The organism is Paraburkholderia sp. BR13444, assembly GCF_040948755.1.
Lineage (GTDB): Bacteria > Pseudomonadota > Gammaproteobacteria > Burkholderiales > Burkholderiaceae > Paraburkholderia > Paraburkholderia youngii.
The window spans coordinates 163,207-182,745 of the sequence record NZ_JBFPKM010000011.1 but is presented as its reverse complement, the minus strand read 5'-3'; the positions used below and the strand labels follow the sequence as shown (position 1 = coordinate 182,745).

The window sequence follows — 19,539 nt, the reverse complement described above, 5'->3', positions numbered from 1 at the left end:
TCGTGTAAACCCGAATGAGCCTGTCCGACAAGCGTTTCGGGTTGCGTGGAGCCCCCGCAATGTTGTAGGATGACCTATATCTGAAGCCTTCATTCAAGGAAAGCCAAAATGCCCATTACCGGTGAAATGCTGATCGGTCGCAAAGCAGTGCGCGGCGAAGAAAAACCGCTGCGCGCGTTCAATCCTGCCACGGGTTCCGAGATTGCGGAGCCGGTGTTCGGCAGCGGCACCGTCGAGAACGTCGAGCAGGCCTGCGCGCTCGCGCAACAGGCGTTCGACGCCTACCGTCAACTACCGCTCGCAGTGCGCGCCGAGTTTCTGGATCGTATCGCGGACGGCATCACCGCGCTCGGCGACGAGCTGATCGAACGCGCGATGGCTGAATCGGGCCTGCCCAAGGCGCGTCTGGAAGGCGAACGCGGCCGCACCACCGGCCAGCTGAAGCTGTTCGCGCAAACCGTGCGTGCGGGCCAGTGGCTCAACGCCACGCTCGATTCGCCGCTGCCGGAACGCAAGCCGTTGCCGCGCTCGGATCTGCGCATGCAGAAGATCGCGCTCGGCCCGGTCGCCGTGTTCGGCGCGAGCAACTTCCCGCTCGCGTTCTCGGTGGCGGGTGGCGACACCGCCGCGGCGCTCGCTGCCGGCTGCCCGGTCGTCGTGAAGGCGCACCGCGCGCACCTCGGCACCTCGGAGCTGGTCGGTCGTGTGATCCAGCGCGTCGCGCAGGAAATGGATCTGCCCGAAGGCGTGTTCTCGATGATCGTCGGCGCGGGTAACTCGGTCGGCGAGGCGCTGGTTGCGCATCCGGCCATCAAGGCGGTCGGCTTCACCGGTTCGCGCGCGGGCGGCACGTCGCTGATGCGCGTCGCGGCGGCACGTCCGGAGCCGATCCCCGTCTACGCCGAAATGAGCAGCATCAACCCGGTGTTTTTGCTGCCGAACGCTCTGACGGCACGCGGCGACAGCATCGCGCGCGGTTTCGTCGACTCGCTCGTGCTCGGCGCGGGCCAGTTCTGCACGAACCCGGGTCTCGCGATCGCGATCGACAGCGACGCGCTGAAGGGCTTCGTCGCGACGGCATCGGAAGCGCTCGCCGCCAAGCCGGCGCAGACCATGCTGACTTCGGGCATCCACGCCGCGTATCAAGACGGCGAAGGCAAGTTGGCTGCAACCAGGGGTGTCGAAGTCGTGGCACGCGGCGTCGCCGCTACCGGCCCGACCCAGGCTTGCGCGGCGCTGTTCGTGACCGACGCGCAGACGTTCCTCGCGAACCCGGCGCTCGAAGACGAAGTGTTCGGCCCGGTGTCTACGATCATCCGCTGCAAGGACGAGCAGGAAATGCTGAAGGTCGCCGAGCACTTCGCCGGCCAACTAACCGCGACGCTGCAGATGGACAGCGCCGACGTGGCGGCTGCGAAGAAGCTGGTGCCGATTCTCGAGCGCAAGGCCGGCCGCATTCTGGTCAACGGTTTCCCGACTGGCGTCGAAGTGTGTCACGCGATGGTCCACGGCGGCCCGTTCCCGGCAACGTCGGACAGCCGCGCGACCTCGGTCGGCACCACGTCGATCGACCGCTTCCTGCGCCCGGTCTGCTACCAGGACTTCCCGGCCGAGCTGCTGCCACAAACGCTGGCCGACGGCAACCCGCTGGAACTGTGGCGTCGTCGCGATGGCGAACTCACGCGCGGTTAATCATGTGACGCCGTCCTGAACGGATGCGCGCCTGGTGCCAATATGGCCATGGGCGCGCATCGAAGGGAAGGGCAGTTGCAATCACAAAAAAAATGGCCGGGAATTTTCCCGGCCATTTTCTTTCGCCCGCGTGCTTCGTGAAAATCAGCTGTTCGCGTCGCTCGCTTCGTTCGCGCGACGCAGCCGCTCGCGGCTATTCGACAGATGCATGCGCATCGCCGCCCGCGCGCCTTCGGCGTCGTGCCGGCTGATTGCCTCGAGGATGCTTTCATGCTCGAGGTTCACGAGCGACAGATACGCATCCGGATCGGCACGCGCGATGCCCGCCGAATCGAGCCGGTTGCGCGGAATCAGTGCGCTGCCCATCTGCGACAGGATGTCGACGAAATAGCGGTTGCCGGTTGCACGCGCGACCGAGATGTGGAACTGCAGGTCGGCCTCCACGCTGTCGAGTCCGTTGTGACGCGTGGCCTCGATCGCGTCGAGTGCGGTACGCATGTGAGCGAGGTCGTCCGTCTTCGCGCGTTGCGCGGCAAGACCGGCGCATTCGGTTTCGAGGCTGATGCGCAGTTCCAGAATGGACAGCACGTCGCGCAGCGTGGTGGCGGGCACCATGTCGATGCCGAGCTTTTCGCGTTGCGGTTCAAGCACGAAGCTGCCGATACCGTGCCGCGTCTCGATGATTTTGCCTGCCTGCAGGCGGGAGATCGCCTCGCGGATCACCGTGCGGCTCACGCTGAGCGTGTTCATCAGCTGCGATTCGGTCGGGAGTTTGTCGCCCGGCTTCAGCACGTTGGCCGCGATCTGCTCGGTGACGTAATTGACGACGAACTCGGCAAGATTGCGAGCGCGTCGTGGCGGTGCCGCGGATGCTAGTGGTGTAGCCATCGAAAACGCTCCTTGTTTGAAAAATCGCGGGGAATCCTGCATTTTTATTATATCGTCGTCTGACGACTGATTATATAAGCGCCGGAGCGAATTCGGCGCGATTGTCACGTATACCGGCGGAGGCCTGAAGTTTGGCGCCTCGGTGCGCATGGCTCGCGCGAGGCGCCGGGCGTCCGCCGGCCGGAAGTACGATAACCGGAACGATAACTGAGCCTATAACGGCCTCACGCCGAACGCAACTCGACTCGCCGGATGTCCTTGACGATCACCAGATAGCTGATCACCGTCATCAGGGCGTTCGCGCCGACGAACACCAGCGCGCCATTGAACGAGCCCGAGCGCGCGACCAGATAACCGATCACGATCGGCGTCACGATGCCGGCGATGTTGCCGAACATATTGAAGATCGCGCCGGACAGACCGAGCGCTTCCTTCGGCGCCGTATCGGCGACGACGGCCCAGCCGAGCGCGCCGATGCCCTTGCCGAAGAACGCGAGCGACATCAGCGCGACGACGATCCAGTCGGTCGACACGTAGTTGCAGCCGATGATGCAGGTCGACAGCAGCATGCCGCCGACGATCGGCACCTTGCGCGCGACGGTCAGCGACCAGCCGCGGCGGATCAACCCGTCCGACAGCACGCCGCCGAGCACGCCGCCGAGAAAGCCGCAGATCGCCGGCAGCGAGGCCACGAGGCCCGCCTTCAGGATCGTCATGCCGCGCGCCTGCACGAGGTAGATCGGAAACCACGTCAGGAAGAAGTAGGTCAGCACGTTGATGCAGTACTGCGCGAGATAGACGCCGAGCAGCATGCGGTTACCGAGCAACTGACGCACGAGCGTCCAGCCGCCGGTCTTCGAGGCGTCGTCCGGGCGCGTCTTGCGCGCACCGCTGACGAGGCCGCCGCCTTGCTCGATGTACTCGAGCTCGGCGCGCGACACGCCCGGGTGATCGGCGGGATTCTTCATGACCTTCAGCCACGTCAGCGCGACCAGCAGCCCGACCACGCCCATCACGACGTAGACCGTCTCCCAGCCGAACGCATGCGTGAGCCACGCCATCAGCGGCGTGAACACGACTGCGGCGAAGTATTGCGCGGAGTTGAAGATCGCCGACGCGGTGCCGCGCTCGTTGGTCGGGAACCAGCTCGCAACGACCTTTGCGTTCGCCGGAAACGCCGGCGACTCCGCCGCGCCCATCACGAAGCGCAGCACGAACAGCGCGGTGATCGCCGCACCGGCGCTGCCGAGCAGGCCGACCGAGCTTTGCAGCAGCGTGAACAGCGACCACGAGAAGATGCTCGCCGCGTACACGCGGCGAGCGCCGAAACGGTCGAGCAGCCAGCCGGCCGGCAGTTGCGACAGCACGTAGGCCCAGCTGAATGCGGAAAAGATATAGCCCATGCGGATCGCGTCGAGGCTGAACGCGGTGCGCATCGCGGAACCGGTGACGGACAGCGTCGCGCGGTCGGCATAGTTGAGGGTGGTGATCACGAAGATCAGCGCCAGAATCCCGTAGCGGACCTTGGTGCGTGCCGCGCTAGAGGCGGCGTCGGTCGAACTGGCCGTGCGGCTCAAGTCCATGGGTCATCTCCTGTATTGTTGGGCGAGGTATGGTCTCCAGGCCGGGCGGTCCGCAGACCACCTGCCTGTCGCGCAAATGCACGAACGCCCGGCAACGTTGCCGTGCCGGGCGTTCGCAACGGGGCCGTCTATGCAGCCCTCGTCGATGAGGCTCGCGAGCTTCTTCGCTCGAAGCCCGACGCCGGTGCGTTACTGCGGTCCGAGCTTCTTGATCAGCGCGTCGAGCTGTTCCAGTTCTTCCGGCGTCAGGTCGGTCAGCGGTGCGCGCACCGGACCTGCGTCGTGGCCGACCAGCTTCGCGCCAGCCTTGACGATGCTTACCGCATAGCCTGCGCGGCGGTTGCGGATCTTCAGGTACGGCAGGAAGAATTCGTCGATCAGCTTGCCGGTCGTTGCGTGGTCGTCAGCGGCGATCGCGCGGTAGAACTCCATCGCGGTCTTCGGGATGAAGTTGAACACCGCCGACGAGTACACCGGCACGCCCAGCGCCTTGTACGCGGCAGCGTAGACTTCCGCAGTCGGCAGGCCGCCGAGGTACGAGAAGCGCTCGCCGAGGCGGCGGCGGATCGTCACCATGTTTTCGATCTCGCCCACGCCGTCCTTGAAGCCGATCAGGTTCGGGCAACGGTCGGCCAGACGCTCGAGCATGTCGGCGTTGAGCTTCGAGTTCGCGCGGTTGTAAATGATCACGCCCATGCCCGGAACGGCCTTGCAGACCTCTTCGGCGTGCGCGGCGATACCGTCCTGGCTTGCTTCGGTCAGGTAGTGCGGCATCAGCAGGATGCCGTGCGCGCCGAGGCGCTGCGCTTCCTTCGCGTAGGCGATCGCCACGCGGGTCGGGCCGCCTGCGCCGGCGAGGATCGGTACCTTGCCCTTGCAGACTTCGACCGCGGTCTTGACGACTTGCGTGTAGTCGTCTTGCGTCAGCGAGAAGAATTCGCCCGTGCCGCCGGCGACGAACAGCGCCGAAGCGCCATACGGAGCGAGCCATTCGAGGCGCTCTGCGTAAGTGTTGGCGCGGAAGTCGCCGTTAGCGTCGAAGTCGGTGACGGGGAAGGACAGGAGGCCTTCCGAAACGATCTGCTTGAGTTCCTGCGGTGTCGTCATGATCTAGATATCCAGGCGTCGGATGGGGTCGTTAGTAGGATCCAACTAGTACGACAGACGTCGTACTGGTAGAAAACTTGGAAAACAGATTTCTTATACGTCATCGTACAACAAGGAATCCCATAACTCAACGGGGTTTTCACGGCATAATGCGATCTATAGGGTAAATACGGAACATCCGAGCAAACTCTAATGTTGTAGGATGACGTATGATCGCTGGCGAAGCAGGCCTATCACGCCTCAAGGATTGATCAATGGAACAAACTCCGCTCTACATCCGCGTTCATCCCAATGACAATGTCGCGATCGTCGTCAACGACGGCGGTTTGGGCGAGGGTGCGGTATTTGCCGATGGGCTCAGGCTGCGCGAGCGTGTGCCGCAGGGCCACAAGGTCGCGCTGGCCGATCTCGCCGAAGGCGACGAGGTCATCCGCTACAACGTCGTGATCGGTTATGCGCTGAAACCGCTGCCGAAGGGCAGCTGGATCAACGAGCACGTGATCCGCATGCCGAGCCCGCCCGGACTCGAAGACCTGCCGATCGCCACGACCAGGGCGCCGGACATGCCGCCGCTCGAAGGCTACACGTTCGAGGGCTACCGTAACTCGGACGGCTCGGTGGGCACGCGCAACATCCTCGCGATCACGACCACCGTGCAGTGCGTCGCCGACGTCGTGCAACACGCGGTCACGCGCATCAAGGCCGAGCTGCTGCCGAAATATCCGAATGTCGACGATGTCGTGAGCCTCGGTCACACCTACGGCTGCGGCGTCGCGATCGACGCGCCCGACGCGATGGTGCCGATCCGCACCGTGCGCAACATCGCGCTGAACCCGAACTTCGGCGGCGAAGTGATGATGGTGAGCCTCGGCTGCGAGAAGCTGCAGCCCGAGCGTCTGATGCCGCCGGGTACGATCCCGATCGCCGCGGCAGCGGTGGTCGACGACGTCGCCGACATCGGCGATGTCGCGCTGGACCAGAACGGCGACGTCGTGGTGCTGCAGGACGAATCGCACGTCGGCTTCCAGTCGATGATCACGTCGATCATGAGGATGGCCGAAGGGCATCTGAAGCGCCTGAACAACCGTCGTCGCGAAACCTGTCCGGCGTCGGATCTGGTGGTGGGCGTGCAGTGCGGCGGCAGCGACGCGTTCTCGGGCCTGACCGCGAACCCGGCCGTCGGCTTCGCGACCGACCTGCTGGTGCGCGCCGGGGCGACCGTGATGTTCTCGGAAGTCACCGAAGTGCGCGACGGCGTCGATCAGCTGACCGCGCGCGCGGCCAACGCGGACGTCGCGGCGGCGATCATCCGCGAGATGCAGTGGTACGACGATTACCTGAAGCGCGGCGGCGCGGACCGCAGTGCGAACACGACGCCCGGCAACAAGAAGGGCGGCCTGTCGAACATCGTTGAAAAGGCGATGGGCTCGATCATCAAGTCGGGCAACTCGGCGATCTCCGGCGTGCTGTCGCCCGGTGAGAAGGTCAATCAGAAGGGCCTGATCTACGCGGCGACGCCGGCTAGCGACTTCATCTGCGGCACGCTGCAGGTAGCCTCGGGCATCACGCTGCACGTGTTCACGACCGGCCGCGGCACGCCGTACAGCCTCGCCGAAGTGCCGGTCATCAAGGTGGCGACGCGTTCGGACCTCGCGCGTCGCTGGCATGATCTGATGGACATCAACGCCGGCACGATCGCGACCGGCCAGTCCAGCATCGAGGAGGTGGGCTGGGAACTGTTCCGCCTGATGCTCGATGTCGCGAGCGGCCGCAAGGAAACCTGCGCGGAGAAGCTCGGGCTGCACAATGCGTTGACCCTCTTCAACCCGGCGCCGGTGACCTGATCAGGCAACCCGCACCATCCAATCTCAGGCGAGCGCCGGTCCAACCGGCGCTCGCTTTTCCGTTCAGAAGACCCGATCGCAATCACAACAGCAAAGAGACATGACCGATTTGAACGTTGACCGCTCCGCGGCAAAGAAACCCTTCCGCCGTCTGCTGCTCACTGGCGCCGCGGGCAACCTCGGCAAGCAACTGCGTCCCGCGCTCGCGCAGTGGGCCGACATCGTGCGCGTATCCGATATCGCGCCGCTCGGCGAAGTCGCCGGGCACGAGGAAGCCGCCGTCGTCGATCTCGCCGATGCAGCGGCCGTGCACGCGCTGCTCGAAGGCGTGGACGCGGTGGTGCATCTCGGCGGCATTTCCGTCGAAGCGCCGTTCGAAGACATCCTCGAAGCGAATATCCGCGGCCTGTACAACGTGTACTCGTCGGCGCAAAAGCACGGCGTGAAGCGCATCGTCTACGCGAGCTCGAATCACGCGGTGGGTTTCCATCCGGTGACGTCGGTGCTCGGCACCGACGCGCCGCTGCGTCCGGACGGCATGTATGGCGTGTCGAAGTGCTTCGGCGAATCGCTGTCGCGCTACTACTTCGACCGCTTCGGCCTCGAAACCGTGTGTCTGCGGATCGGCTCGTCGTTCGAGCAGCCGAAGACCGCGCGCATGCTCGTCACGTATCTGAGCTACCGCGACTTCATCGAGCTCGTGCGCTGCTCGCTGTTCACGAACCGCGTCGGCCACGCGATCGTCTACGGCGTGTCGAACAACCGCACCGCGTGGGTCGACAACACGAACGCGGCGTTCCTCGGCTACCGTCCGCAAGACAGCTCGGCGCAGTTCGAACACCTGTTCCCGCCGAGCGCCCCCGACACGCGCTTCGACGACCCGACCCAGCTGTACCAGGGCGGCCCGTTCGTGCTCGCCGGTCCGATGGAGCCGAAGCGGGAGCCTAAATAATGAGCGCGAATCCGCAAGTGGAACGCTTCGAAGCGGCCGGTCCGTTGCCCGCGGCCACCGGTGAAAGCCCGGTCTGGCGCGCGGCCGAGCAGGCGTTGTACTGGGTCGATATTCCGGCGAAGAAAATCGTGCGCGGCTCGCTCGAAACCGGCAAGCGCACCGAATGGCTGCTGCCGGAGCAGGTTGCCTGTATCGCGTTCGATCACGCTGGCACCGTGCTCGCCGGCTGCGAGACCGGCTTGTTCGCGGTCGCGCTCGCCGACGCGTCGAATGCGCCGGGCGGCGAGCCGCTGACAGCGTCGCTGCGCAAGCTCGCGGCGCCTGAATTCCCGCATGGCGGCATGCGTTTCAACGACGGCCGTTGCGATAGGCAAGGGCGCTTCTGGGCCGGCACGATGGTGATGGACATGGCGGCGGCGATCCCGGGCGGCTCGCTGTACCGCTTCGATGAGAAGGGCGTGCTGTCGGCGCCGGTCGTCGATTCGCTGATCACGCAGAACGGCCTCGGCTGGTCGCCGGACGGCACGACGATGTATCTGTCGGACTCGCATCCGCTGCGCCGGCTGATCTGGGCGTTCGACTACGACGTCGACACCGGCGAGCCGCGCAACCGCCGCGTGTTCGCCGATCTGCATCACTATTCGGGCCGTCCGGACGGCGCGGCGGTCGATGCCGACGGCTGCTACTGGATTTGCGCGAACGACGCCGGTCTGCTGCTGCGTTTCACGCCGCAGGGCAAGCTCGACCGGCAGATTCCGGTGCCGGCCATCAAGCCTGCGATGTGCGCGTTCGGCGGCCGCGATCTCGATACGCTGTTCGTCACGTCGATCCGCCCGGCCAACGGCGCGAGCGAGCACGACGGCCATGTGTTCGCGCTGCGGCCAGGCGTGAGCGGGCTGCCTGAGCCCGAATTCGCGGGCCAACTGTAATCTTGCTTACATGAGACATGCGCCGGGACGAAGTTTTTTCCCGGCGTTTTCATTTTCGGGGTCATTCGTGTGGCCCTTTATTCGTCACTCGTCATACAACATTTGACGGGAAGACCATGTTCCCGCATCTTGTTCGGCAAAAATACAACAATTCCGGAGACCCATGCCAATTCGCTCTCATTCGGCGCCAGACGGCGCGGGGCTTGGCGGCATGCGATGCCGGTCATAGGTGCCGGGGCTTTTCTTGATCCGGGTAAATACCGTCTGTACAAGTTAAAACCCCTTTTATAGACTTCGTATGTCGTCGTACAACATATAAGACCAAACAAACGGCTTTCTGTGTTTGTGTGACAAGTGCAATTCGGTAGGTTTTCAGGTCAGTTGTGCGGCCTTGGTCGATGCTGCATGCATGTCGGAAGCCGGCCGGCGTGATTGAAATAAGTAGTCGAGTTGTCGATTGGAGTGCTGGGTCAACTGTGCCGGGGAAGTTGCACAGCCAGTACGGCCAGCGCCCGCACGTGCGAAGGCGGCGGGCGCGAAGCCGGAGACGCGTCAAAACCATGTCACATCCGCTGTCGCTGGGATGGTCCATTTTTCAAGGAATGTCACGATGAACAAGAAGTTTGCCTCTTCCCATGTTTCGATGATCGTCGCAGCCGCGGCGTTGGCGTTCAGCACGATGTCGGCTGAAGCACGCGTGTTCCGCGTTGCCGATGTGCACGGCGACACCTTCCCGACCAACATGGCCGTGAAGTACATGGGCGAGCAGATCAGCAAGGCGACCGACGGCAAGGACTCCGTGAAGGTGTTCGGCAACAGCGCGCTCGGCTCGGAAAACGACACGATCGACCAGGTTCGTATCGGTGCGCTCGACATGACGCGCGCGAACGGTGCTGCGTTCAACGAAATCGTGCCGGAATCGATGATCCCGTCGCTGCCGTTCCTGTTCCGCGACGTCGATCATTTCCGCAAGGTCATGTACGGTCCGGAAGGCCAGAAGATCCTCGACGCGTTCACCGCGAAGGGCATGATCGCGCTGACGTTCTACGAGAGCGGCGCACGCTCGATGTACGCGAAGAAGGCGATCAAGTCGCCGGCAGACATGAAGGGCCTGAAGGTTCGCGTGCAGCCGTCCGACCTGATGGTCGACGAAATCAAGGCAATGGGCGGCACGCCGACGCCGATGCCGTTCTCGGAAGTCTATACGGGCCTGAAGACCGGCCTCGTCGACGGCGCCGAAAACAACATCCCGTCGTACGAAGAAACCAAGCACTTCGAAGTCGCTCAGGTCTACTCGGAAACCCAGCATTCGATGACCCCCGAAGTGCTGGTGTTCTCGAAGAAGGTGTGGGACACGCTGTCGCCGCAAGAGCAGCAGATCATCAAGAAGGCCGCGGCTGACTCGGTGCCGTACTACCAGAAGCTGTGGACCGCGCGTGAAGCCGACGCGCAGAAGACCGTCACGAAGGGCGGCGCAACGGTGGTCGCGGCTTCGCAGATCGACCGTGCGGCTTTCGTGAAGGTGATGCAGCCTGTGTGGACGAAGTACGAAAAGACCCCGCAGATGAAGCAGATCGTCGACGAGATCCAGGCGATCAAGTAAGTCTCGCGTCCCGGGCGCAATCAGCAATAGCAACGTTTGTCGCAGCAGCGGCGTGAATGGTCCGCGAGGAAACTCGCGAGACCTTCCGCCGCGCGGTTTCGCGCGCGCGCGGATCGCGTCGCATCGGGACGGCTGAATTTCAAGCACAGGTCGGACGTAAGCAAGGACAGGATCATGAGTTTCCTGAAACGCCCAAATGATTTTCTTTTTCGCGTGCTGCTGGTCGTGGCGTCGGTTGGCCTCGCCGCACTTTGCCTGCTCGTGATTTATAGCGTGGTGATGCGCTACGTGTTTAGCGACGCACCCGATTACGTTGAGCCCATCGCATTGTTGCTGGTGATCCTGATCGCGATGTTCGGCGCCGCATTGAAGGTTCGCGAGGGCGGTCACATCGGACTCGACTCGCTCGTCAAGAAATTGCCCGAGAAGGGCCAGGTGATCGCGAAAGGGATTCAGCACCTCTGCCTGATTGCTTTCGCGGTGGCCGTTTTCGTCGGTTGCTTCGAGATGGCGGAAACCACGATGGGCGACCGCATTCCGATCATCGGCGTGCCGGAAGGCGTGCGCTACTGCATCCCGATCTTCGCGAGCGTGTGTATCGCGTTGTTCTCGATCGAGCATCTGCTCGAGCTCTTTGCCGGGAAACGGGAAGAGCCAGCGCTCGAACTCTCCGCCACGGAATAAAAGTAGAGCCATCATGGAACTAGCCCTCCTTACCGTCAGTTTTCTGGTTTTCCTCTTTCTAGGGGTTCCGGTTTCATTCGCGCTGGGCCTGTCCTGCGTCCTGACGTATCTGTTCGAAGGTCTGCCGACCGCGACCGCGATGCAGTCGATGATCTCCGGCATGAACGGTTTCTCGTTCCTCGCGGTGCCGTTCTTCATCTTCTCCGGCGAGCTGATGCTCCACGGCGGCATCGCCGACCGCATCCTGCGCTTCGCGCAGGCCACGGTCGGCCATTTCCGCGGCGGCCTCGGCATGGCCAACGTGGTCGCCTGTACGCTGTTCGGCGGCGTGTCGGGTTCGCCGACCGCGGATACGTCGGCAATGGGCGGCGTGGTGATCCCGCTGATGAAGCGCGAAGGTTATAGCGCCGCATACGCGGTCAACGTGACCACGCACTCGTCGCTCGCCGGCGCACTGATGCCGACGTCGACCAACATGATCATCTACGCGTTCGCGGCGCAAGGCGTAAGCGGCGTGCTGAACGGCAAGCAGATGAGCGGCGTGTCGATCGGCGATCTGCTGTTCTCGGGTCTGTTGCCGGTGCTTTGGGTGATGGGCCTCGTGCTGATCGCCGCTTACTGGCAGGCCGTCAAGTTCGGCTATCCGCGCCGTCCCGACGGTTCGACCCAATTGCAGCGTTTCCCGGGCTGGATGGCGGTGCTGCGTACGTTCATTGGCGCGGTGCCGGGTCTGATGGTCATCGCGATCATTCTGTTCTGCGTGGCGCGCGGTATCGCCACTGCAACAGAGGCGGCCGCGATCGCCGTGGGTTATTCGCTGATATTGACCATCGTCGTGTATCGCACGCTGACGCTGAAGAAGCTCGGCCATGCGCTCGGCAAGGCCGCGAAAACGACCGGCGTGGTGCTGCTGCTGATCGGCGTGTCGAACATGCTGCGCTTCCAGATGGCCTATCTGGAGATCCCGGACGCGATCGAACGCATGCTCGACGGCGCGACCTCGCTGCCGTGGCTGATGTTGTTGTACATCAACGTGATTCAGGTGTTCCTCGGTACGTTCGTCGACATGGCGGCGCACATCCTGATCACTACCCCGCTGTTCCTGCCGATGGCGATGCACAACGGCGTGGGCCCGGTTCAGTTCGGCATCATGATCCTGCTGAACTGCGCCTTGGGTCTCGTGCATCCGCCGATTGGTTCTGTGCAGTTCATCGGTTGTGCGATTGGGAATGTGTCTATAGGGGAAACTACTAAGGTGGCTTGGCCGTATTACCTCGCTATCTTCTCGGCCATCAATATAGTCACCTATGTACCGTGGTTCTCGACCTGGCTGCCGAGCGTCATCAACGGCCATCCGGTGTTCTGATTCCAAATAAAGCGTTTTACCCACACTCGGCGGTGCTTGTATGGGCCGCGTCTGAAAGTTTTTAACAACGGAGTAGAAATGAAAAAGACTCTCTTAGCTTCGGCCTTGGGGTTGGTCGCCCTGGGCGCACATGCGCAAAGCAGCGTGACGCTTTACGGTATCGTCGATACGGGCCTGGGTTGGCAGAACAGCTCGGCATCGCTGACCACGGCAGCGAAACCGCAGACCGTTCCCGGCAGCTCGCAAGTCAAGATGATCAACGGCATCTGGGCAGGCAGCCGTTTCGGTTTGAAGGGCTCGGAAGATCTGGGTGGCGGCACGAAGACCATTTTCCAATTGGAAGAAGGCTTTAACAGCGCAACTGGCGCGCAAGCCGTGTCGGGTCTGGGATTCAACCGCCAGGCATGGGTCGGTCTGACGAACGCGCAGTTCGGTACGCTGACGGCAGGCCGCGGTTATACCTCGTACTACACGTTGCTCTCGCCGTACAGCCCGACCACGTGGCTGACCGGTGCATACGGTGCGCATCCGGGTGATATCGACTCGCTGGATACGACGTTCCGCGTGAACAACCAACTGGTCTATACGTCGCCGAGCTTTGGCGGTCTGACGGTTAGCGGTTCGTACGCACTGGGCGGCAACGCGGGCAGCTTCGCGGCCGGCCAAACGTGGAGCGTGGCGGCACAGTACCTGAACGGCCCGATCGGTATCGCGGCTGGTATCCAGCGCATCGACAACGCGGCAACCGTTGGCACCCCGGCGTGGAATTCGACGGCGTCGAACAACGGCGCTCAGCCGTCCGTCTCGGCAATCAACAACGGCTTCCAGACCGCCGCGAAGCAGCAGCGTGTTGCTGTGACGGGTGGTTACGCGTTCAACTCGCAGTGGGACGTTTCGTTCGCATACTCGAACGTTCAATACACTGCGGGCCAAGCTTCGCTGTTCCACGACACGCAGATCTGGAATACGGGTGGCGCAGTGCTGCACTGGAAGCCGATCTCGGTGCTGGATGTGGCCGCTGGCTATAGCTACACCCGTGCAACGTCGTCGAACGGCATTCAGAGCACGGCTACCTACAACCAGTTCAACCTGTCGCAGTACTACACGCTGTCCAAGCGCACCGGCCTGTACGCACTCGAAGCGTATCAGCGCGCTAGCGGTCAGACGCTGTCGGGCAACGGCAAGTCGATTATCAACGCAGTGGCAAGCATCGGCGACGGCCAAAACGGTTCGCCGTCGTCGTCGCGCAGCCAGACCGCTGTCGGCGTGGGTATCATCCACAAGTTCTAAACAGTTACTGAATACGTGGCGGCGCGTTGTTTTGCCGCCACATCGACGCGTTTTTTTCGCGTTGTAAGCCTCGAAAGCTGCGCACCTCACGTGCGCAGCTTTTTTTTTCGATGCCTCGTTTTTACGCATCGAAGCGCTGGTCTCGCCAGCGCTTTTCCGGGTCGATCAGGCCTCCGACCACAAACGCCCACCCGTCGCCCAGTTTTCGCGCTTCACGTCGGTCAGGATGATGTCGACCGAGTTCGGCTCGACGCCGAGCGACTCGCAGGTGGCTTTCGTGATCGCTTCGACGAACTGGCGTTTCTGTTCCAGCATACGGCCTTCGAAGAGTTCGATATGAAACGTGGGCATGACGTTGCTCCGTGAGAGTTGGGACTGGAATGAAGCGGACCGGCTCGGGCGTTCAGGCGCGATAGCCGCGATTGAGTCGATCGAGCTTGCGCAGCAGCGCGGGCCATTCGAGCGCGCCTTCGATCGCGCCGCCATCGTAGAGCTGCTCCGCCGTGCGCGCGGCGACCGCGTCGCTCGGCACGACCAGCGGCGCGCCGCAGCTTTGCGCCTGAATCTGGATTTCACAGGCTTTCAGCAGCGTCGCCATCAGCACATAAGCTTCGGCAACCGTGCGTCCGAGCGTCAGCGTGCCGTGATTGCGCAGCAGCATCGCGGGGTGATTGGCGAGATGCGCGACGAGGCGCCCGCCTTCGGCCGGCGTGAACGCGAGGCCTTCGTAGTCGTGATATGCAAGCTGGCCGTAAAAGCGCAGCGCGTGCTGCGACGCCGGCAGTAATCCTTCCGGCTGCGCGGACACGGCCACGCCCGCGGTGTTATGTAGATGCATCACACAGAACGCGTCGTCGCGCGCGGCATGCACGGCCGCGTGCAGCGCGAAGCCGGTGGCGTTCACCGGATGTTCGCTGGCGCCGACGATATTGCCCGCGATGTCGATTTTCACGAGATTCGACGCGCATACCTCATCGAACGCGAGGCCGAACGGATTGATCAGGAAGTGACCCGGTTCGCCGGGCACGCTCGCGGAAATGTGTGTGTAGATCAGATCGTCCCAGCCGTTGAGCGCGGCGAGTCGATAGGCGGCGGCCAGATCGATGCGGGTTTGCTGTTCCGCTTCCGACAGCGGACCGGTCTCGGCGATGCGGCCGGCGGGTGAGTGGGCGAATGACATATCTGTCTCCTGTCGGCCGGAGTGAGTGTTTCAGCACTGACTCCGGCGCCATGCGATTGATCGCCAAGGCAAGAAGGTTGCTGAATGCGAGGCCGCGCGACGCGGGAACCGGCTTGGGATGCTACCGCACAATGCGGCGCCGTTGGCGACAGCGCACGACCCATTCTTGCGTTACGCGCTGCGGCGCCCGAGCGACTGGATGGTCCACGTTGCGAGCACGAACGGCGCGGTCATCGTAAGCCAACCGCAATGCAGCGCGGCCGCTTGCAACAGCACCGACATCGCGATGCCGCCGAGAATTGCAGGGTAGCCTGAGTCGGCAAGCGCGAGCGCGGTCAGCGCGCCGTTGAACCCCCACAGGCCGGCGTCGAATGAAGCAACGCCCGCGCCGAGCAACAGGTGTGCCGCGCTCGCCAATGTCGCGCCGCCCAGCGCATAGAGCGCGTGTTTGCGCGAGGCGGCGGCAATCCCGAGCAGCACCAGCGCACCCGCTGGCGCGCCAGACGCGAAGCCGGTCTGCGCAACGCCCGCGAGCACGCCGCTGACGAACCGCATCGCGTCGAGCGGATGAGCGGCGTCGGGACCCGCCGACAAGGAACGGCTCGCGATCAGCGGCAACCATAGCCACGTGACGATCAGGCACGGACTCGACAGATAACCGAGCCCAAGCACACGCAACCAGCGCGACCACGGTCGCAGCAGCCATGCGGTGGCCGTCGCGGCAAGAATCGCGACGGCCGACGCGCGCGCCGGATCGCCGATGAAGCTGAACGCGGCGAGGCCCGCCAGCGCGCCGTTGAAGCCGGGCAGGCCAGCACGCAAGTCGGCGTCGGCCGAACCGGCGAGCATCGCGCTGACGTTGGCCGCGATCGCGCCGAGCAGCGCGGCGCACACGAGACGCGGCTCGCTGAGAAGCCACGCGCCGAGCATGCACGCGCCGGTCGCGGCGTTCGATTGCAGCACGATCTGGCCGAGGCTGCGCAGCAGCGTGCGCAGCGGGGCGCTGAGCGAGGAAGAGGGGGCTTCGGTCGCGGCGGCGTGCATCGGCGGCGGGTTCGGAGTCACGACAAACCGCGAGCATAGTCGAGCGGTCAACACTCAGGCATCTCGCGCGTTGATACTGGCTATTTGCCGGCCGTAAGCGCCTGGGTCGGGATTGACTCGCGCGCGCACTTTCGCGCTACGATGAAAGGCCGGCGCGCCCACTGCGCCGTTTCGCGAGGAGACGCCGATGCGTGAACTACGATGGGCCTCGGAAGAGGGCGACGGCATCGAACATCTGGTATTCGATGCGCGCGACGACGGCTTCGCCGTGGAAAGCGTCGTGATCGGGCAGCGCTATGGCAAGGCGTACGGGCTGCATTACACGGTGCGCTGCGACGCGCGTTGGCGCACGCGCTATGCGCACCTGAAGATCGTCGGCGGCGGCGAGCTGGAATTGCATGGCGATGGCGAAGGCCATTGGCACGACGGGCACGGCCTCGCGCTGAGTGCGATTGAGGGCTGCATCGATATCGATATCGCCGCGACGCCGTACACCAATACGTTGCCGATTCGCCGGCTGCAACTGGCCGAGGGCGAACGTCAACCGATCGAAGTCGCATACATCTCGACGCCGGACTTGCAGGTTACGCGCGCCGAGCAGGCATACACGTGCATCGAGTTGAATGGCGAGTACCGCTACGAAGGCATTTTTCGCGAGTTCACCGCCAATATGCGCGTGGATAGCGATGGCCTCGTGATCGACTATCCGACCTTGTTCGCGCGTTTGCCGCGCGCGCGTTAGGTTTAGCCTTCGGCGTCGCGGTTGCTACGCCGCGCCGTGCGCGCGGCGGACTACCCGTGCGTGCCGCCTGCTGCGTTTGAAACGTCGTCGGGCCCGGTCGATGCGCCGCGGCCGAGCGTGCGTTGCATCAGTGTCGTGTCGAGCCAGCGGCCGTGCTTGTAGCCGACCGCCTTCAACGTGCCGGTCAGCTCGAAGCCGAGCTGCGTATGTAATGAGAGCGAGCCGCCGCTGCCGCCATCGGCGATCACCGCGATCATCTGACGCCACGGTCCGGTCTCGCAACGATCGATCAGCGCCTGCAGCAGCAAGCGTCCGATGCCGCGTCCGCGATATGCGTCGTTCACGTAGATCGAGTCTTCGATCGTGTTGCGATAGGCGGCGCGCGGGCGATACGGCGTCGCATAGCAATAGCCGGCGACCTCGCCGTCGATCTCCGCGACCATATACGGCAGTCCGTGGCTGCGCACGCTTGCGAGCCGCGTGCGCAGGTCGTCGACGGACGGCGGGGTTTCTTCGAACGACGCGACACCGGTCAGCACGTGATGCGCATAGATCGCCTGGATCGCGGGGAGGTCGGCTTCGGTGGCGTCGCGGATCAGCGGGGCGTCGAGCGGAGGGCGGGTTGAACTCATGCGTGGTCCGGTCGTGGCAGGCTCTAGTTTGGTGGAAGCCTTCACTATGCCTGTGGCCGGCGCGGATTTGAAGCGGGTCAAAGATCGAATTGGTCGAACTCGCTCTGCAACTCGCGATTGCGCGCCACGCGTTCGTCGATAGCCGGTCCGCGCCGTTCGACGACCGCCGAGATCAGCAGGTTGAACAGGCACGTCAGCGGCGCGAGCGAATCCCAGAACTGACCGACGTCGGTCTTCACCTGCAGCAGGTCGCCGTCGAAATCGCGCGCCCACGGACAGTAGATATCGGTGACCAGCGCGAACGGCAGACCGCGTTGCGAGGCCGCCTGGCAATAGCGTCGCGCGATCGTCGAATAGGCGCGCGTGTCGGTGATGATCAGATACGGAGTGTTGAACTCCGAGTTCAACGAATCGACGTAGGAACCCGACATGCCATCCGAATAGAACACGCGCGGGCGGATGTATTCGAGGTAGCTGTAAAACGCGTTGCTGATACCGCGCGTCGACTGGATGCCGAGAATATAGACCGCATCGGCGTTCGCGATGCGCTCGGCGACGCGCGCGAAGGCCGGCGAGCGCGCGAGTTCGTATACGTGCTGGATCGCGCCGATCTCGAGTTCGAGCGATTGGGCGAGCGCCGCGTCGCGCGGCGAAGCGCCGTCAGCGACGCCCGGTTCATGCGGCTCACGGGTTTGCGTGCTGTCGCTCGGTCCACGGCGGAACGCGTCGAGCCGGTCCGTAATCAGCCAGGGCCGCTGCTGCGTGCCGCGCAGCTCGCGTTTCAGATCGTCGAGATTGCGATAGCCGACGCTGCGCAGAAAGCGGCCGACCGAAATGCCGCTGGTGCCGGCTTGCTGCGCGATCTGGTCGGCGGTCTCGAGGCCGAGCCGGTCGAGGTTCGCGAGCATGTAGCTGGCGACGCGTTTCGATGTCGGCGTGAGTTCGGCAAAACGGGCTTCGACGGTTTGGGCAAAAGCGGTCGTCATCGTCAGTCGCGGCGCAAGGCGCTGGTTGTGCCAATCTGCGAAATGATGACATATCGACCCACGACTCGCGCAATTCGATCCTGAAAAAGACTGTTCGCCGTGCGCTGGTCGAGCCGCGTCAGGCCGCCCGCCGCGCCGGCGCCGCGCGCGAAAAATGCCGCGCACCCGCCACGCATGCGACCACGATCACGGTGACGATGATCATCGACGGCGGGACCTGTTCGTGCAGCAGCACGCCGGCGAGCAGAAGCCCGAAAAACGGCTGCAGCAACTGCAGTTGACCGACCGCCGCGATACCGCCGAGCGCGAGTCCGCGGTACCAGAACACGAAGCCGATCAGCATGCTGAACAGCGACACATACGCGAGTCCCCACAGCGCGGCGGCGCCGACACCGTCGAACGACACGGGGCGCGTCCACCAGGCGAGCGGCAGCATCAATGGCAGCGACAGCACGAGCGCCCACGAAATCACCTGCCAGCCGCCGAGGTGACGCGACAGCCGCGCGCCTTCCGCGTAGCCCAGCCCGCACACGATGATCGCCGCGAGCATCAGCGCGTCGCCGAGCGGCGACGCGCTGATGCCGTGCCGCAACGCGAACGCGGCCACCGCCGCGCTGCCGAGCGCCGAAAACAGCCAGAACGCCGGCTGCGGCCGCTCGCCGCCGCGCAGCACGCCGAAGATCGCGGTGGCGAGCGGCAGCAAACCGATGAACACGACCGCATGCGCAGCGTTCACATGCCGCAGCGCCAGCGCGGTCAGCAACGGAAAGCCGACCACGACGCCGAGCGCGACCACCACGAGCGGCAGCAGATCGCGGCGCTGCGGCCGCGTCTCGCGGAACACCAGCAGCAATAGAAGACCGAGAACGCCCGCGATCGTCGCGCGCGCCACGGTCAGAAACACCGGATCGAGTCCCTGCACGGCAAGCCGCGTGGCCGGCAGCGAGCCGCTGAAAATCAGCACGCCTGCGAAACCGCTGAGCCAGCCGTTGGTGGTCTTGTCCATTGCGTACATCC

At 63.9% G+C, this 19,539-nt stretch carries 18 protein-coding genes; 9 read left to right on the top strand and 9 right to left on the bottom strand.

Annotated features, from left to right (window positions below):
• The first annotated feature begins 108 nt into the window (after positions 1-108).
• Positions 109-1,692 carry an aldehyde dehydrogenase (NADP(+)) gene (locus tag AB3X95_RS27825; RefSeq protein WP_184228199.1) on the top strand — a complete coding sequence of 528 codons (1,584 nt, stop codon included), beginning with the start codon at positions 109-111 and terminating at the stop codon, positions 1,690-1,692.
• 144 nt (positions 1,693-1,836) lie between these two features.
• Here the strand turns inward: AB3X95_RS27825 and AB3X95_RS27820 are convergent, their stop codons facing one another.
• The 3 genes from AB3X95_RS27820 to kdgD form a co-directional block, all read right to left on the bottom strand.
• Complete coding sequence (locus AB3X95_RS27820; protein ID WP_368623071.1) at positions 1,837-2,580, bottom strand: FadR/GntR family transcriptional regulator; 744 nt, start codon at positions 2,578-2,580, stop codon at positions 1,837-1,839.
• 224 nt (positions 2,581-2,804) lie between these two features.
• Positions 2,805-4,163: an MFS transporter gene (locus AB3X95_RS27815; protein WP_368623070.1), complete on the bottom strand. Its 1,359-nt coding sequence runs from the start codon at positions 4,161-4,163 to the stop codon at positions 2,805-2,807.
• Positions 4,164-4,352: 189 nt separating this feature from the next.
• Positions 4,353-5,270: a 5-dehydro-4-deoxyglucarate dehydratase gene (gene kdgD / locus AB3X95_RS27810; RefSeq protein ID WP_176105707.1), complete on the bottom strand. Its 918-nt coding sequence runs from the start codon at positions 5,268-5,270 to the stop codon at positions 4,353-4,355.
• Between the two features lie 254 nt (positions 5,271-5,524).
• Between kdgD and garD the strand changes: the two genes are divergently transcribed.
• The 7 genes from garD to AB3X95_RS27775 all read left to right on the top strand — a co-directional run bounded on the left by garD (position 5,525) and on the right by AB3X95_RS27775 (position 13,938).
• Positions 5,525-7,114, top strand: a complete 1,590-nt coding sequence (gene garD, locus AB3X95_RS27805) for a galactarate dehydratase (protein WP_176123146.1) — start codon at positions 5,525-5,527, stop codon at positions 7,112-7,114.
• Between the two features lie 100 nt (positions 7,115-7,214).
• On the top strand, positions 7,215-8,066 hold the full coding sequence (locus AB3X95_RS27800) for an NAD(P)-dependent oxidoreductase (protein WP_176123145.1): 852 nt from the start codon (positions 7,215-7,217) through the stop codon (positions 8,064-8,066).
• Positions 8,066-8,995, top strand: coding sequence for an SMP-30/gluconolactonase/LRE family protein (locus AB3X95_RS27795; RefSeq protein WP_368623069.1), 930 nt, complete (start codon positions 8,066-8,068; stop codon positions 8,993-8,995). Before AB3X95_RS27800 ends, AB3X95_RS27795 begins: the two co-directional genes overlap by 1 nt.
• 610 nt (positions 8,996-9,605) lie before the next feature.
• Positions 9,606-10,598, top strand: coding sequence for a TRAP transporter substrate-binding protein (locus AB3X95_RS27790; protein ID WP_368623068.1), 993 nt, complete (start codon positions 9,606-9,608; stop codon positions 10,596-10,598).
• Between the two features lie 174 nt (positions 10,599-10,772).
• Positions 10,773-11,282 (top strand): TRAP transporter small permease, encoded by a 510-nt coding sequence (locus AB3X95_RS27785; RefSeq protein ID WP_184228194.1) that lies wholly within the window; start codon positions 10,773-10,775, stop codon positions 11,280-11,282.
• A gap of 13 nt (positions 11,283-11,295) precedes the next feature.
• A complete protein-coding gene (locus AB3X95_RS27780; RefSeq protein ID WP_176105713.1) occupies positions 11,296-12,648 on the top strand; it encodes a TRAP transporter large permease in 1,353 nt (450 codons plus the stop codon).
• Positions 12,649-12,726: 78 nt separating this feature from the next.
• Positions 12,727-13,938, top strand: a complete 1,212-nt coding sequence (locus AB3X95_RS27775) for a porin (RefSeq protein ID WP_176368270.1) — start codon at positions 12,727-12,729, stop codon at positions 13,936-13,938.
• Positions 13,939-14,103: 165 nt separating this feature from the next.
• On the opposite strand, the gene AB3X95_RS27770 is transcribed toward AB3X95_RS27775, so the two are convergent.
• The 3 genes from AB3X95_RS27770 to AB3X95_RS27760 form a co-directional block, all read right to left on the bottom strand.
• Entirely contained in the window at positions 14,104-14,424 is a 321-nt protein-coding gene (locus AB3X95_RS27770; protein ID WP_368623067.1) for a 4-oxalocrotonate tautomerase, read from the bottom strand.
• Complete coding sequence (locus AB3X95_RS27765; protein WP_368623066.1) at positions 14,342-15,118, bottom strand: class II aldolase/adducin family protein; 777 nt, start codon at positions 15,116-15,118, stop codon at positions 14,342-14,344. Before AB3X95_RS27765 ends, AB3X95_RS27770 begins: the two co-directional genes overlap by 83 nt.
• 171 nt (positions 15,119-15,289) lie before the next feature.
• Positions 15,290-16,162: an urea transporter gene (locus tag AB3X95_RS27760; RefSeq protein WP_368623111.1), complete on the bottom strand. Its 873-nt coding sequence runs from the start codon at positions 16,160-16,162 to the stop codon at positions 15,290-15,292.
• Positions 16,163-16,349: 187 nt separating this feature from the next.
• Here AB3X95_RS27760 and AB3X95_RS27755 point away from each other — a divergent pair, with 187 nt between their 5' ends.
• A complete protein-coding gene (locus AB3X95_RS27755) occupies positions 16,350-16,904 on the top strand; it encodes a putative glycolipid-binding domain-containing protein (protein WP_176105717.1) in 555 nt (184 codons plus the stop codon).
• 50 nt (positions 16,905-16,954) lie between these two features.
• Here the strand turns inward: AB3X95_RS27755 and AB3X95_RS27750 are convergent, their stop codons facing one another.
• The 3 genes from AB3X95_RS27750 to AB3X95_RS27740 form a co-directional block, all read right to left on the bottom strand.
• The gene (locus AB3X95_RS27750; protein ID WP_368591651.1) at positions 16,955-17,536 is read right to left on the bottom strand and encodes an N-acetyltransferase family protein; all 582 of its coding nucleotides are present in this window, start codon (positions 17,534-17,536) and stop codon (positions 16,955-16,957) included.
• Positions 17,537-17,613: 77 nt separating this feature from the next.
• Positions 17,614-18,522 carry a sap1 transcriptional regulator SapR gene (gene sapR, locus AB3X95_RS27745; protein ID WP_176123140.1) on the bottom strand — a complete coding sequence of 303 codons (909 nt, stop codon included), beginning with the start codon at positions 18,520-18,522 and terminating at the stop codon, positions 17,614-17,616.
• 118 nt (positions 18,523-18,640) lie between these two features.
• Positions 18,641-19,528: a DMT family transporter gene (locus AB3X95_RS27740; RefSeq protein ID WP_184228190.1), complete on the bottom strand. Its 888-nt coding sequence runs from the start codon at positions 19,526-19,528 to the stop codon at positions 18,641-18,643.
• Positions 19,529-19,539 lie beyond the last annotated feature (11 nt).

What these genes read in the sequence shown, in the direction of transcription:
- AB3X95_RS27825 (WP_184228199.1), top strand. Translation starts at nt 109, where the DNA reads ATGCCCATTACCGGTGAAATGCTGATCGGTCGCAAAGCAGTGCGCGGC.
- AB3X95_RS27820 (WP_368623071.1), bottom strand. Translation starts at nt 2,580, where the DNA reads ATGGCTACACCACTAGCATCCGCGGCACCGCCACGACGCGCTCGCAAT.
- AB3X95_RS27815 (WP_368623070.1), bottom strand. Translation starts at nt 4,163, where the DNA reads ATGGACTTGAGCCGCACGGCCAGTTCGACCGACGCCGCCTCTAGCGCG.
- kdgD (WP_176105707.1), bottom strand. Translation starts at nt 5,270, where the DNA reads ATGACGACACCGCAGGAACTCAAGCAGATCGTTTCGGAAGGCCTCCTG.
- garD (WP_176123146.1), top strand. Translation starts at nt 5,525, where the DNA reads ATGGAACAAACTCCGCTCTACATCCGCGTTCATCCCAATGACAATGTC.
- AB3X95_RS27800 (WP_176123145.1), top strand. Translation starts at nt 7,215, where the DNA reads ATGACCGATTTGAACGTTGACCGCTCCGCGGCAAAGAAACCCTTCCGC.
- AB3X95_RS27795 (WP_368623069.1), top strand. Translation starts at nt 8,066, where the DNA reads ATGAGCGCGAATCCGCAAGTGGAACGCTTCGAAGCGGCCGGTCCGTTG.
- AB3X95_RS27790 (WP_368623068.1), top strand. Translation starts at nt 9,606, where the DNA reads ATGAACAAGAAGTTTGCCTCTTCCCATGTTTCGATGATCGTCGCAGCC.
- AB3X95_RS27785 (WP_184228194.1), top strand. Translation starts at nt 10,773, where the DNA reads ATGAGTTTCCTGAAACGCCCAAATGATTTTCTTTTTCGCGTGCTGCTG.
- AB3X95_RS27780 (WP_176105713.1), top strand. Translation starts at nt 11,296, where the DNA reads ATGGAACTAGCCCTCCTTACCGTCAGTTTTCTGGTTTTCCTCTTTCTA.
- AB3X95_RS27775 (WP_176368270.1), top strand. Translation starts at nt 12,727, where the DNA reads ATGAAAAAGACTCTCTTAGCTTCGGCCTTGGGGTTGGTCGCCCTGGGC.
- AB3X95_RS27770 (WP_368623067.1), bottom strand. Translation starts at nt 14,424, where the DNA reads ATGGCGGCGCGATCGAAGGCGCGCTCGAATGGCCCGCGCTGCTGCGCA.
- AB3X95_RS27765 (WP_368623066.1), bottom strand. Translation starts at nt 15,118, where the DNA reads ATGTCATTCGCCCACTCACCCGCCGGCCGCATCGCCGAGACCGGTCCG.
- AB3X95_RS27760 (WP_368623111.1), bottom strand. Translation starts at nt 16,162, where the DNA reads ATGCACGCCGCCGCGACCGAAGCCCCCTCTTCCTCGCTCAGCGCCCCG.
- AB3X95_RS27755 (WP_176105717.1), top strand. Translation starts at nt 16,350, where the DNA reads ATGCGTGAACTACGATGGGCCTCGGAAGAGGGCGACGGCATCGAACAT.
- AB3X95_RS27750 (WP_368591651.1), bottom strand. Translation starts at nt 17,536, where the DNA reads ATGAGTTCAACCCGCCCTCCGCTCGACGCCCCGCTGATCCGCGACGCC.
- sapR (WP_176123140.1), bottom strand. Translation starts at nt 18,522, where the DNA reads ATGACGACCGCTTTTGCCCAAACCGTCGAAGCCCGTTTTGCCGAACTC.
- AB3X95_RS27740 (WP_184228190.1), bottom strand. Translation starts at nt 19,528, where the DNA reads ATGGACAAGACCACCAACGGCTGGCTCAGCGGTTTCGCAGGCGTGCTG.